Source organism: Mycetocola sp. Y171 (genome assembly GCF_056713165.1).
This window is the reverse complement of the sequence record NZ_JBWYGX010000001.1, coordinates 1547934-1559730: the sequence shown is the minus strand read 5'-3', so window position 1 is coordinate 1559730 and position 11797 is coordinate 1547934. Positions and strand designations below refer to the sequence as shown.

Sequence of the window (11797 nt, the reverse complement as noted above, 5' to 3'; positions counted from 1 at the left end):
GACCCCTCAAGGTGACGCGGGGCCCCCGTCCTCTCGCGCGACGCACTCGCGAGATCACCGGGTCCGGACGAGGTCACCAGGTAAGCGGGGTGATCTCGTCCGGAAGTGATGACTTCATTGAGCTAGAGGCTGCGCGCGCAACGGAACCCGATGTGGGTCGTCGCCGAGTCCTCGGTCTGCGGCGAGCGGGCCGCAGGGCGATAGCGCCGGCAGTATTCAGGCGCGCAGAGGTGCGACCCACCCTTCGTCACCCGCTGCACCGACGCGTTCGGGCCGACGGATCCCTTGCCGGAATCCGACGGGCCACACATGCACCCGTCGCCGCACCCAGAGCCGGTCCCCGTCTCGCCGACCGGCTGAGTCGCCGACCCGAGCAGGTTGGTGGCCGCTGCCCGCCGTGCCCGGTGGTCAGGGGTGAAGACGGAGCTCGTCCACTCCCAGACGTTGCCGATCATGTCGATCAGACCGAGGTCGTTGGCGGGGAACGACCCCACCGGCGATGTCCCGACCCAGCCGCCCGCACCCGTATTCCGGTACGGGAATGAACCCTGCCAGGTATTCGCGAAGAGGTCGCCGGCCGGACTCAGCTCATCACCCCACGCGTAGTCCGTGTCCTTCGCATTGGCCTGAGCGGCCCGCTCCCACTCCACCTCGGTCGGGAGCCGCTTGCCGGCCCATACCGCGTACGCAGTCGCATCCGTGAAACACACCTGGACCACCGGGTGCTCGTCCCGCCCGGCAAGATCCGAGCTCGGTCCGAACGGATGCCGCCAGCTCGCGCCAGGTGTCCACTCCCACCATGCCCGCCAGTCGCGAAGGTCGACCGGACCGGCCGTCGGTCGGAACGCCAGACTGCCCGGTGCCCTCTCGGCATCGCTGAGGTGCGGATACTCGGCCGCGTCCAGTCGTCGTTCCGCGACCGTCAGATAGCCCGTCGCATTTACGAACTCGGCGAACTGCCTGTTGGTGACCGGATGCCGATCCAGCTCGAAGGCTGCGACGGTCGCTCGGTGCGCCGGCGCCTCCTCCGGGTAGAACCGGTCCGAGCCCATCAGGAATGAGCCTCCGAGAATCACGACCATGTCGAGCTCGGTGAGGGGTGTCACCATTGCTGCGCCCGTCAGTTCGCCAGCACAGCGCCGGAAGGAACCGGCTGCGAGGGATGAGGAGTGTCGCCGAGGTCCGCCTGCAGCTTCCACAGCCGCACTGTGAGGTCCTCGCGAATATCGGAGTATTCGGCAGCGTGATAGACGTTGCGGAGTTCCTCCGGGTCCTCGAGCAGGTCGTACATCTCCCATTCGGGCGGGTACACGTGGTCGGACGACCCCGGCAGGCCCATCCCGTCGTTGTAGAAGTAGATGAGCTTGTACCGGTCGGTTCGGATGCCGTAGTGCGCGAGGGCGTGGTGGTGCTGGTCGTCGTTTTCGTAGTACCGGTAGTAGATGGAATCCTGGGTGGGTTCATCCGATCCGGTGAGCTGCGGCCAGAAACTGACCCCCTGCATCCGTTCGTGCGGCTCCACTCCGGTCGCATCGAGAATGGTCTGCGCGAAGTCGACGTTGGTGACGAGTTGCGAAATCGTTCCCGCAGGGGCGATCGCGTTCGGATAGCTCAGAACCAGCGGCATCCGAATCGACTCCTCGTACATGAATCGCTTGTCGAACCAGCCATGGTCACCGAGGAAGAAGCCCTGATCCGAGGTGTACGCGAGAAGCGTGTCGTCGAAGTCGCCGCGCGCCCGCAGCCAGTCGATGACGCGGCCGACGTTGTCGTCGACGGACGCCACACAGGCGAGGTAGTCCTCCATGTAGCGCTGGTACTTCCAGAGGGCGAGCTCCTCCGGGGTGAGGCCGTCAGGCGGTGCCACCTTCAGGTCGTTTACGTCGAGGTAGTCGGCGACCCGCATGGTCGCGTGTCTGGCAGCCATCGATCTGGTGGCGTAGTCGTCGTCGAACGTTGAAGGCACGGCGATCTTCTCGTCGGCGTACATGCCCTTGTGCTTGTCGTCCGGCTCCCAGGATCGGTGCGGCGCCTTGTGGTGGATGAGCAGGCACCACGGTTCGTCGCCCTCGAGGGAGTCGACCCAGTCGAGTGACAGGTCCGTGATGATGTCGGTCGCGTAGCCGGGCTCGATCCGCACGCCGTCCTCCGTCAGGATCTGCGGATCGAAGTACTCCCCCTGCTCTCGCAAGACGGCCCAGTAGTCGAAGCTCTCCGGGTCGTGACCTTTGCCCTCACCCATGTGCCACTTGCCCACGATGCCCGTGCGATACCCCGCTTGCTTGAGGAGCGACACGAAAGTGGGCTGGCTCGCATCGATCGGGGTGTCGAGCGTCGTCACCTTGTTGACGTGGCTGTGCGTGCCGGTCAGGATCGCCGCCCGGCTCGGGGTGCAAAGAGCGTTGGTGCAGAAGCAGTTGTCCACACGCACACCGGCAGCGGCGATCTCGTCGATGCGCGGTGTCGTGTTGACGACCGAGCCGTACGCGCTGATCGCGTGCGACGCATGATCGTCGGTGAGGATCAGCACGATGTTCGGTCGTCTGCGTGGGGATGTCATTGTTCTCGCTTCGTGGTTCAAGCCGGATGCCGCAGGGGCACCGGGGATTACTTCTGGTAGGACGCGTCGTCGAAGCCGCTGAGCGAGGGGTCGTACCCGACCCCGCCGACGTCGTACATCGTGGTCATCCAGTGGTAGAACTTGTCGCCGCGCTCACGCAGAACTTCGTAAAGCCTCTGCATCATCGACTCGCGGATGTCTGCCATGTCGGGCAGCGTGAAGACGTTGTTCAGTTCGTCAGGGTCGCGATGCAGGTCGTAGAGCTCGTTGACGGATTCCGGGTTGACGACCAGCTTGTACCTGTCGTTACGAAGCATCCGCTGGGCGATCGGGAAGTGGTGTCCGTGGTACTCGCAGACGATGTCCTCCGCCCAGTGCGGACTCTCGCCGGAGACCAGCGGAACGAGGCTGCGCGAATCGACCGCGGGTGCCGGGTCCAGTCCGGCGAGCTCGAGGAAGGTCGCGGTGCAGTCGAGCAGGCTGACGAACTCGTCGCGGACCTGCCCGGCCGGGGCACCCGGGATGCGGACGATCCCCGGAGTCCGGTAGATGTCTTCGTACATGGCCGGGCCCTTGTCGTGCAGCCGGTGTGAGCCGGTGAACTCGCCGTGGTCACAACTGAAGAACACGGCTGTGTCATCGACCAGGCCGAGGCGTTCCATGGCATCCATGACCCGCCCGATCTGCTCGTCGATCAGGGTGACGTAGCCCCAGTAGATCGCGATGAGCTTGCGGCTCGTCTCAATCGGCATGGTGTCGAAGGCCCAGTGATCGCTGTAGTTCTGCTGTACCGGCGGCTTGCCGACGAAGGTCTCGGCGATCGACTTGGGCAGTTCGATGTCGGCCGGGTCGAACTTGTCGAAGTACTCGTTCGGCACCACGTAAGGAAGGTGGGGTCCGAAGAAGTGCAGGCCGAGGAAGAACGGCTTGCCGTCGTTCTCGCGGTCTGCGGCGTAGCGTTCGAGCATTTCGATGGTGCGGGTGGCCAGGTAGTACTCGAACGTCGCCTCGACGGGCTGGTGCAGCCGAGCGGCGAGCAAGTTGCCCGGCCCGCCGTTCGGCAGCGTCCCACGGATTTGATCACTGATTTCGTACGGCGGGAGGCCGTTCGCGGTCAGGTAGGCCAGATAATCCTCGTTCTCCACCGGGTTGTGCCAGCCGGGCAGGTCGGGCCCATCGAACCCGTAGTACGCCGCGTTCTTGTCGTTTCCCGCGTGCCACTTGCCGATGAGGCCGGTGTTGTAGCCGTTGTCGCGGAGCGTTTCAGCGAACGTGAACTGCCCGTCGGGGAGGTCTTCCAGATAACCGACATTGCGCTCGTGGTTGGCGAGCAGCTTGTGACGGAACGGGGCCTGCCCGGTGAGCAGGCTTGCCCGTGCGGGCGTGCAGATCGCGGTGGGTGTGTACCACCGGTCAAAGCGCGTCCCCGTGCGAGCCAGCTCATCGAGAACCGGAGTTTCCGCCAGGGCGTTCCCGTACGCACCGAGTGTGTCCACCCGATGCTGATCGGTCATCAGGAAGAGGATGTTTCTGGCCTTCGTCACTTACTCGCCTGCCCCTGTGAAGAGGTCGCCGGTGTAGTACGTGGCCGGGTCGACGGGGGCGGGCAGCTTGCCCGCGGAGACGAAGTAGTCGTTCATTCCTTCGAGCCAGCCGACGACCGAACCGTCTTCGGTGAGCTCGTCGAGCTCGGCTGTCGTCATGATCTTGACGTTCTTGGCATCCGCCGCGACGTCCTTCTCATCCAGCTGGAGCATGGCCGCGGTCAGGGCGATGGTCTCATCCATGTTCTCAGCGCGGTAGTCGATGGCTTCCCGCAGGGCGCCCAGGACCTTGGAGACGGTTTCCTCGTTCTCGTCGACGAACTTCGGTCCGGAGACGAAGGCGGTCGGGAAGGACACGGTCTCGGCGAAGTCGTCATTCTCAGCGAGGATGTTGAGGTCAGGAACCTGCTCCTCGATCGTGCTGATCAGCGGGTACCAGATACCGGCGGCATCCACCTGCTTCGACGCGAATGCGGCAACGACCGTGGACGGATCCATGGCCACCTTCTCGACATCGTCGATGGTCAGACCGACGGATTCGAGGGCGAGGTTGAGGATCATGTCGCCGGACGTTCCTTCCGGCACGGCCACCTTCTTGCCCTTGAGGTCTTCGAGCGAGTCGATTCCCGCCTGGGCGATCACGCGGTCGGCGCTGCCGAGCGTATTGATGGAGACGATCTTGGCCTGACCGGATGCCGGGAGCCACATGGCGCCTGGGCCGATGTAGCCGAAGTCGAGGTCGCCGGTTCCGAGCGCCTGGATCTGCAGCGGTCCGTTCGTGAAGACGCTGGTCGTGACGTCGATCCCGTTCTTTTCCCAGAGGCCCTGGTCCTCAGCGACCGCGAGGAGGCTCGCTCCGTTGAAGTCGGCGATGTAGCCGAAGTTGACCGGGGTGAGTTCCTCAGGCGCGGCGCTGTCGCCTCCGCCTGATGACGTGGAGGCGCAGCCGGTGAGGGCGAGTGCAAGTACTGCGACGGCGGCAACGATGCCCCGTTTTGTGCGTGCGTGTGTCATGAGTTTCCTTGGTGTCAGTCCGTCAGGGTGGACGGAGTTGAGCCGGCTGCTGTGCCGGTGGTCTGGTGGTAAACGGAGTGCCACACCCGGTTGCGAAGTGCGGTGAACTCGGGGCTCAGGCGCATCTCCTCGGTGCGGGGGTAGGGCAGGTCGACGTCGATGATGTCGAAGATGCGCCCGGGGCGGGCTGCCATCACGACGACGCGGTTAGCGAGATAGACGGCTTCGTCGACGTCGTGGGTGATGAAGACGACGGTGCGCTTCTCCTGGCTCCACGTGTCGAGAAGCTGCTCCTGCAGTTTCACGCGGGTGAGAGCATCCAGCGCCCCGAACGGTTCGTCCATGAGGAGAATCGTCGGGTCGACCGCATAGGCGCGGGCGATGGCGCAGCGCTGCTTCATGCCGCCGGAGAGCATCTTCGGGAGGGCATCGGCGAACTGGCTGAGCCCGACCATCTCGATGAAGTGCTCGGCCTTCTCGCGTCGTTCCTTCGCTGGGAGCCCAGCTGTCTTCAGGCCGAACTCGACGTTCTTGCGCACGGTCAGCCAGGGGAAGAGCGCGTACTGCTGGAAGATCACTCCACGCTCAGGGCCGGGCCCCGAGACGGCTTTGCCGTCGACGAGGGCGCGTCCGCTGGTCGGTGTGTCGAGCCCGGCGAGGACGTTCATGAGCGTGCTCTTGCCGCAGCCCGAGGGGCCGACGACCGTGACGAACTCGTTGTCGGCGACGTCGAGCGACACGTTATCGAGGGCGATGAATTCTTCGCCGCTGAGGTCGAAGGTCTTCGTGACTCCCTGCACCGAGATCCGTGCGGGGGTGGTTCCCTGAGGGGTCACCGTGGGTGAAGCGATCATCGGCGTTCCTGCCATCCGGTCAGTTTGCGTTCAGCGAAAAGGAGAATGCGGTCCATCAGCAGACCGAGGATGCCGATCGTGATGAGGCCGACGAAAATGGTGGGCAGGTCGTAGTAGATCTGGGCCTGTTGCATTCGGAAGCCGAGGCCCTGCTGGGCGGCGATGAGCTCTGCGGCGACGAGGGTGGACCAGGATGCGCCGAGGCCGACCCGCATGCCGACGAGGATGAACGGCGTCGACGCCGGCACGACCACCCGGATGAAGATGCCGCCGTCTTTGCTGCCGAGCACCCGGGCGGCGTTGATGAGTGTGCGGTCGACGTTGACGACGCCCTGGAACGTGGAGATCACACAACCGAAGAATGCGGCGAGGAAGATGACGAAGATCTTCGGCTCTTCACCGATTCCCATCAGCACGATGGCGAGCGGGATGATCGCGAGCGGCGGGATGGTGCGGAAGAACTGCACCCACGGCTCGATGAGCCCGCGGGCCACGGTGTACCAGCCCATCAGGAACCCGACCGGGATGGCGACGAGAGTGCCGAGAGCGAACCCGATGAGCACCCGGGTGAGGCTCGCGGTGATGTCGGCGATCAGCACGCCGCTCGCGATCAGTTCTCCGGCGCGTTCGACGACCTCCACCGGCGTCGGCAACCGGAATCCGGCGAGCGACAGAGCCCACCAGAGAAGGATGCCGCCGACGACACTGACGAGGTTCAGGGTGAGGAGAAGTTTGCGATTCTTGACCCCGACCTTCGGGCTCTTCTTCACCGGTGCGCCGGGCTGGGCCCCTGTGGCGATCGCTTGGGTGGCGGTCATGCGCGCTGCTCCCCGTGGGAATCGCGCCGGGAGGTGCGAATGGTCATGAAATGCTCCTTTGCATGGGGCTCTGCGGTGAGTCGAGGTGCGTGGTTTCGGGATAGCTGGCGAGAAGGGGCGACTGGTGGAACATCGCGGCGATCGCGCCGAGGGCGCCGTCGTCGTCGCCCAGCTGGGCGAGGCGGATGTGGGGTGCGGCTTCAGGGACCGGGAGCAGCTCATACGCGATTGTCGCCATAGCCTGTTCGAAGATCACGTCGGCGATCTGCACCACTTCGCCACCGATGACGATCTCACCGGGGTTGAGCGCGACGGCGACAGAGCCGAGAACACGGCCGAGGGCATCCCCGACGTCCCGGAGCACACTGGCGACGATCGGGTCGCCCTTGGCGACGGCCGCCCTGAGGTCGTCGAACGAGTTGATCGGCACGCCCTTGGCGGTGCAGTTCGCGAAGATCGCCGGAACTGAGGCGATCGTCTCGAGGCAACCGCGCTTGCCACACCGGCACTGGATGCCGTTGGGGCTGACCGAGATGTGCCCCAGCTCGCCGGCGAACCCGGAATCCCCGGTGACGAGGTGGCCGCCGACGACGAGACCGCCGCCGATGCCGTCGGAGAGACGGACGTAGAGGAGGTTCTGCGCGCCGGCACCGCTCCCCCAGATCGCCTCGGCGAGTCCGGCGAAGCGGGTGTTGTTGTCGATGATGACCGGCACGCCGAACTTCTCGACGAACGAGCTGTAGACGAGGTCACCGGCGGGGCGCACGGTGGTACTTCCCGGGGCCGGGGTGGACTTGGGCATCCGTGGGGAGAAGGGGCCGGGGAAGCCGACGCCGACGCCCTGCAGGGCTCCGTAGTGAACGCTGGCTTCAGCCCCGATGCGTTCGATCAGTTTGAAGCAGCTGTCGATACGCTCCGGCCATGCCGAGTCGGCTTCGTAGAATTCGGCTCCCGAGGCGATGATCTCGTGTGCAGCATCCGAGACGGCGACGCGCACCCGGCGGTGGCCGAAGTCGACGCCCATGAACTGACCGGCGCCCGGGTCGAGTGCGAGACGCTCCGCGGGCCGTCCGCGACCGGCGCGGGCGTCGGCATCCGTGTTCGCGATCGTGATCGCCCCGCGTTCGAGCAGGACATTGGTGATCTCGGAGAGGGTGGTGCGCGAGAGCCCGACCCGGTTGGCGATCTCGCCCCTGGTCAGCGCTCCATCCTCCCGAAGCACCCGCAGAACGCGGTCTTCGTGAGTTTGGCGGATGAGGGTATGCACTCCAGCGGGCTTGAACACATGGCAACGATAAGTAAGTCGAATTATTCCGTCAACAGTCCGACATAATTCGGTTCAAAAAATGTCTGGATCCCTGCAGAATTCGTTCTGGCCCGGAAATTCGCGGATCTCGGATGCTGTCGGCCTCATCAAGCAGCGATTCGCGGGTTATGCGAAGGGTGGCTCTGCCGATTGACACTGCCCGGAGTGGGCGCTGATCGGGCCATTCCGGGCATAGTCTGGGCGCGATTGCGACGGACTCGGAAGGACCCCATGGCGACGAAACGATTCCCCTCGGCCGTGTTCGGACACGGGCAGGAACCCGACGCGCGCTTCAGCCTCGCGAACGAGCGAACCTTCCTGGCCTGGATCCGCACCTCGCTGGCACTGATGGCCGCCGGCGTCGCACTCGAGGCTTTGCAGCTGCCGATCGAGCCGACGCTGCGCCTGGTCTCGGCGTTCCTCTTCCTCGTCCTCGGAGTCGTCGCTCCTGCTCACGCCTGGTTCAGCTGGATCCGCGTCGAACGGGCCCTGCGTGAGAGCAAGCCGCTGCCGGGGCCGGGCTTCTCCGGCGTCCTCGCGGTGGGCGTCATCGTGGGCGGGCTGCTGATCGGCATCGGGCTGCTCCTGTGAGTTCGAGCGAACTCTTCGACGAGGGTCTGCAGCCCGAGCGCACACACCTGGCGTGGCAGCGAACGCTCCTCGCCCTCGGTTTGGGCTGTGCGGTCTCGGCCCGGCTGACGGCGCCGCACCTGGGCGTGCTCGGGGTCGTGGTGTCGCTCGCGGGCCTCGCTGCGGTGGTGCTTGCCTATGTGCTGATCCGGCTCCGCTATCGGCGGGTCACCCAGTCACTGCGGTCGACCCAGACGCTGGCCCTGGTGAGCGCGTGGCCGCTCGCGCTCGTCGCACTCGCCACCGGATGCCTCGGTGTGCTGGCCGCGCTCTTCGTTGTGTTCGGTCTGCCGCTGGTCTGATGCGGCACCTACTCACCGGTTCCGGACGAGATCACCACGTACGCCGGGTGATCTCGTCCGGAAGGAGTGAGTAGATGGCTGCCCGGCCAGCGGGAAGGGTGAAGCGGCAGACACAAGCGCGAAAGCATCAGTTCCGGACGAGGCATCCCGGTGCGCGGGATACTCTCGTCCGGACGTGATGCCCTCGGCACTCCGATCGGCCCGACGGCCTCAGATCAGGAACGAGATCCCGAGCGACGCCAGCACGCCGAACGCGACACCCCAGACAGTGATCGAGATGACCATCCAGAGGATCACGGCGTTCCGCGAGGCCCCGAACGACACCATCGCGGCAGAGGTGAACTGGTTCGGCAGGATCAGCCAGCCGAGCATGCTCACGCCTGCAACGCCGTACTTGTCAAAGCTCTCGCGCAGCCGCTGACGCCTGGGCGTCTCGGGCTTTGGCGCCCTGCCGCTCCTCACCTTCGACCGCACCCCGTGCGCACTGAACACGAAGATGAGCATCGAGAGGATGTTGCCGACGATGGCGGCCGCGATCGCGATCACCGGGTTGATGCCGGACAGAACCCCGATGACCGCACCGAAGTGTGACTCGATGAACGGGATCGCCGCAGCAAGGATGACGCCGACCCATTGCAGCAGGTCGGGAAGTCCGGCGGTGAAGTTCTGAAGCAGGTCGATCATGGGATGCCTTTCGGTCGGGAGCGATGCGATGCGATGCCACCGTGTCGGGTCAGGAGTTGCCGGACCCGGGGTGCTGAATCCATCCTTTCCGGGAGACGAAGGCCGCAGAAGTGTCGCCGCGTCACAGCATCCGCTGTGCTTTCGCACCTCTGACGGTGACAAATGTCACTGCTCTACGCTGGACGACATGTCCACCCGAAACCCCGCGAACAGGCGACCATCGTGACCCGGCAGAGCCCGGCCGGGGCCACCACGATCGACGCACCCCGGCGCGGCGACCAGGGCCGCGGCGTGCAGGCAACCTGGACCTACACGCTTGGCTCGATCCTGTTTATCTTCGTCGTGCTCGACGCGATCCTGATCCTGACCGCGGTGTCGAACTACTCCGCATCGCAGGCCCCGATCGACGCCGTGCTGATCGTGCTGTATCTGGTGTCGGCTGCGCTGCACATCCGGTACTGCTGGTTCCTCCGGGTCGGTCTCGGCGGTGGGATGCCGCGTCTCGGCTGGACGCTCGCACTCCTCACCCCCGCCGTGGCCGCGTGGGTGCTCGGTCTTTTCACCCCGGATGCCGGGCTGTTCGCGGCCCTGCCCCTGTGGATCGCGCTCAATGTCATCGCACCGCTTCTGCCCTCCGGGCAGCGCTGGACTCTCCTCCTCTCCGGGGCGATCGTGGCGGCGGCGCATCCGATTCTCGCCTCGACGCTGTTCGGGCAGACGTTCGACCTCGGCGAGATTTCCCGGGCCTGGCTGCTCGTCACCTACGGAGCGATGCTGCCCGTGATGGTGCTCACCAGCCTCTGGTGGTGGAAGGTCGTCGTCACCCTCGACAGGCATCGGTCCATGGCCGCCGACCTCGCCGTCGCACAGGAGCGGCTGCGATTCGCCTCAGATCTCCACGACATCCAGGGCCACCACCTGCAGGTGATCGCCCTCAAGTCGGAACTGGCCGAACGCATGCTCGCCATCGACCCCGAGTCTGCCCGCGAACACATTCACGAGACCCGGCTGATCGCGAAGCAGGCGCTCGAGGAGACCCGCTCACTGGTGGCCGGCTACCGCGAGGTCGATCTGGCGTCCGAACTCGAGAACGCACGCGAAGTGCTCGCCGCCGCAGGTGCCGACTGCGACCTGACGGTCGGCGCGCTGCCGGCGAATGCGGACGTGGCGCGAACCCTCGCCCTCGTCGTGCGGGAAGCGACCACGAACATCCTGCGCCACAGCGCCGCAACCCGGGCATCGATCCGGCTGGCGTCGAACCCCGACGGCTGCATCCTCGAGATCGACAACAACGGAGCCGTGTCGACGACGGATGGCCCCGGGCACGCCGACAGCAGCGGTCTCGCCGGACTCCGCGACCGGGTTTCGGCGTTGAACGGACAGCTGACGACCGAAGCAGACGGCGACCGGTTCACGCTGCGCGTCTTCGTGCCGTCGAAGGTCAGGGCTGAGGCATGACCGAGTCACAGACGAAGGTCATCCGCCTGCTGATCGCGGATGACGAGCACCTCATCCGCGGGGCGCTGAGGGCCCTGCTCAATCTGGAGCCCGACATCGAGGTCGTCGCGAGCGTCGACAACGGGGTCGCGGCGGTCGAACTCGCCCAGCAGACGAAACCGGATGTCTGCCTGCTCGACCTCGAGATGCCGCAGGCCGACGGCCTCGAGGCTGCGGCGAAGATCCTGTCGACGGTGGCGACGAAGGTCGTGATCGTCACCCGACACGCGCGGCCCGGTGTGTTGCGGCGAGCGCTCGCGGCGCGGGTGTCCGGGTTCGTGCCGAAGTCGACGCCCGCCGAGGACCTGGCCGATGTGATCCGGGACGTCGCCGCGGGCAAGCGCTACATCGATCCGGAGATCGCTGCGACGGCGTTGACCGCCGAACGGTGTCCGCTCACCGACCGCGAGCTGGATGCTCTCCGGTTCAGCCGCTCGACGATGAGCGTGCAGGAGATCGCCGACCGGCTGCACCTCGCGGCCGGAACGGTGCGCAACTACCTGTCGTCGGCGATGACGAAGCTCGATGCCCGGTCACGGCATGAGGCGGCCGAGATCGCGTGGCAGCAGGGCTGGATTTAGGCTCACT

At 65.7% G+C, this 11797-nt stretch carries 12 protein-coding genes; 4 read left to right on the top strand and 8 right to left on the bottom strand.

The genetic code is table 11. From position 1 onward, the window contains the following. Nucleotides 1-122: 122 nt before the first annotated feature. Genes AC1M2K_RS07435 through AC1M2K_RS07405 form a run of 7 tightly spaced genes read right to left on the bottom strand, consistent with a single transcriptional unit; the run spans nt 123 to nt 8075 of the window. Nucleotides 123-1109, bottom strand: a complete 987-nt coding sequence (locus AC1M2K_RS07435; RefSeq protein ID WP_480240468.1) for a formylglycine-generating enzyme family protein — start codon at nt 1107-1109, stop codon at nt 123-125. An 11-nt stretch (nt 1110-1120) separates the two neighbouring features. Further along, a complete protein-coding gene (locus tag AC1M2K_RS07430; protein WP_480240467.1) occupies nt 1121-2560 on the bottom strand; it encodes a sulfatase family protein in 1440 nt (479 codons plus the stop codon). Nucleotides 2561-2607: 47 nt separating this feature from the next. Further along, the gene (locus AC1M2K_RS07425) at nt 2608-4104 is read right to left on the bottom strand and encodes a sulfatase family protein (RefSeq protein ID WP_480240466.1); all 1497 of its coding nucleotides are present in this window, start codon (nt 4102-4104) and stop codon (nt 2608-2610) included. Further along, nucleotides 4105-5118, bottom strand: coding sequence for an aliphatic sulfonate ABC transporter substrate-binding protein (locus tag AC1M2K_RS07420; protein ID WP_480238676.1), 1014 nt, complete (start codon nt 5116-5118; stop codon nt 4105-4107). It abuts the gene before it with no gap. Between the two features lie 14 nt (nt 5119-5132). Next, on the bottom strand, nt 5133-5972 hold the full coding sequence (locus AC1M2K_RS07415; RefSeq protein WP_480240465.1) for an ABC transporter ATP-binding protein: 840 nt from the start codon (nt 5970-5972) through the stop codon (nt 5133-5135). Continuing rightward, nucleotides 5969-6790 (bottom strand): ABC transporter permease, encoded by an 822-nt coding sequence (locus AC1M2K_RS07410; protein ID WP_480240464.1) that lies wholly within the window; start codon nt 6788-6790, stop codon nt 5969-5971. Before AC1M2K_RS07410 ends, AC1M2K_RS07415 begins: the two co-directional genes overlap by 4 nt. A gap of 43 nt (nt 6791-6833) precedes the next feature. Further along, a complete protein-coding gene (locus tag AC1M2K_RS07405; protein ID WP_480240463.1) occupies nt 6834-8075 on the bottom strand; it encodes an ROK family transcriptional regulator in 1242 nt (413 codons plus the stop codon). 252 nt (nt 8076-8327) lie between these two features. On the opposite strand from AC1M2K_RS07405, the gene AC1M2K_RS07400 reads away from it, so the two are divergent. Both AC1M2K_RS07400 and AC1M2K_RS07395 read left to right on the top strand, forming a co-directional pair. After that, complete coding sequence (locus AC1M2K_RS07400) at nt 8328-8687, top strand: YidH family protein (protein WP_480240462.1); 360 nt, start codon at nt 8328-8330, stop codon at nt 8685-8687. Continuing rightward, nucleotides 8684-9028, top strand: coding sequence for a DUF202 domain-containing protein (locus tag AC1M2K_RS07395; protein WP_480240461.1), 345 nt, complete (start codon nt 8684-8686; stop codon nt 9026-9028). The genes AC1M2K_RS07400 and AC1M2K_RS07395 overlap by 4 nt, the downstream gene beginning before the upstream one ends. 210 nt (nt 9029-9238) lie before the next feature. On the opposite strand, the gene AC1M2K_RS07390 is transcribed toward AC1M2K_RS07395, so the two are convergent. Next, nucleotides 9239-9712 (bottom strand): hypothetical protein, encoded by a 474-nt coding sequence (locus AC1M2K_RS07390; protein WP_480238682.1) that lies wholly within the window; start codon nt 9710-9712, stop codon nt 9239-9241. A gap of 222 nt (nt 9713-9934) precedes the next feature. Between AC1M2K_RS07390 and AC1M2K_RS07385 the strand changes: the two genes are divergently transcribed. Next, a complete protein-coding gene (locus AC1M2K_RS07385) occupies nt 9935-11170 on the top strand; it encodes a sensor histidine kinase (protein ID WP_480240460.1) in 1236 nt (411 codons plus the stop codon). Beyond that, nucleotides 11167-11790, top strand: coding sequence for a response regulator transcription factor (locus tag AC1M2K_RS07380; RefSeq protein ID WP_480240459.1), 624 nt, complete (start codon nt 11167-11169; stop codon nt 11788-11790). Before AC1M2K_RS07385 ends, AC1M2K_RS07380 begins: the two co-directional genes overlap by 4 nt. Nucleotides 11791-11797: the final 7 nt, after the last annotated feature.

Bases quoted from the DNA above. Each gene is read 5' to 3' on its own strand.
- AC1M2K_RS07415 (WP_480240465.1), bottom strand. From the start codon at position 5,972: ATGATCGCTTCACCCACGGTGACCCCTCAGGGAACCACCCCCGCACGG.
- AC1M2K_RS07400 (WP_480240462.1), top strand. From the start codon at position 8,328: ATGGCGACGAAACGATTCCCCTCGGCCGTGTTCGGACACGGGCAGGAA.
- AC1M2K_RS07420 (WP_480238676.1), bottom strand. From the start codon at position 5,118: ATGACACACGCACGCACAAAACGGGGCATCGTTGCCGCCGTCGCAGTA.
- AC1M2K_RS07410 (WP_480240464.1), bottom strand. From the start codon at position 6,790: ATGACCGCCACCCAAGCGATCGCCACAGGGGCCCAGCCCGGCGCACCG.
- AC1M2K_RS07390 (WP_480238682.1), bottom strand. From the start codon at position 9,712: ATGATCGACCTGCTTCAGAACTTCACCGCCGGACTTCCCGACCTGCTG.
- AC1M2K_RS07380 (WP_480240459.1), top strand. From the start codon at position 11,167: ATGACCGAGTCACAGACGAAGGTCATCCGCCTGCTGATCGCGGATGAC.
- AC1M2K_RS07435 (WP_480240468.1), bottom strand. From the start codon at position 1,109: ATGGTGACACCCCTCACCGAGCTCGACATGGTCGTGATTCTCGGAGGC.
- AC1M2K_RS07430 (WP_480240467.1), bottom strand. From the start codon at position 2,560: ATGACATCCCCACGCAGACGACCGAACATCGTGCTGATCCTCACCGAC.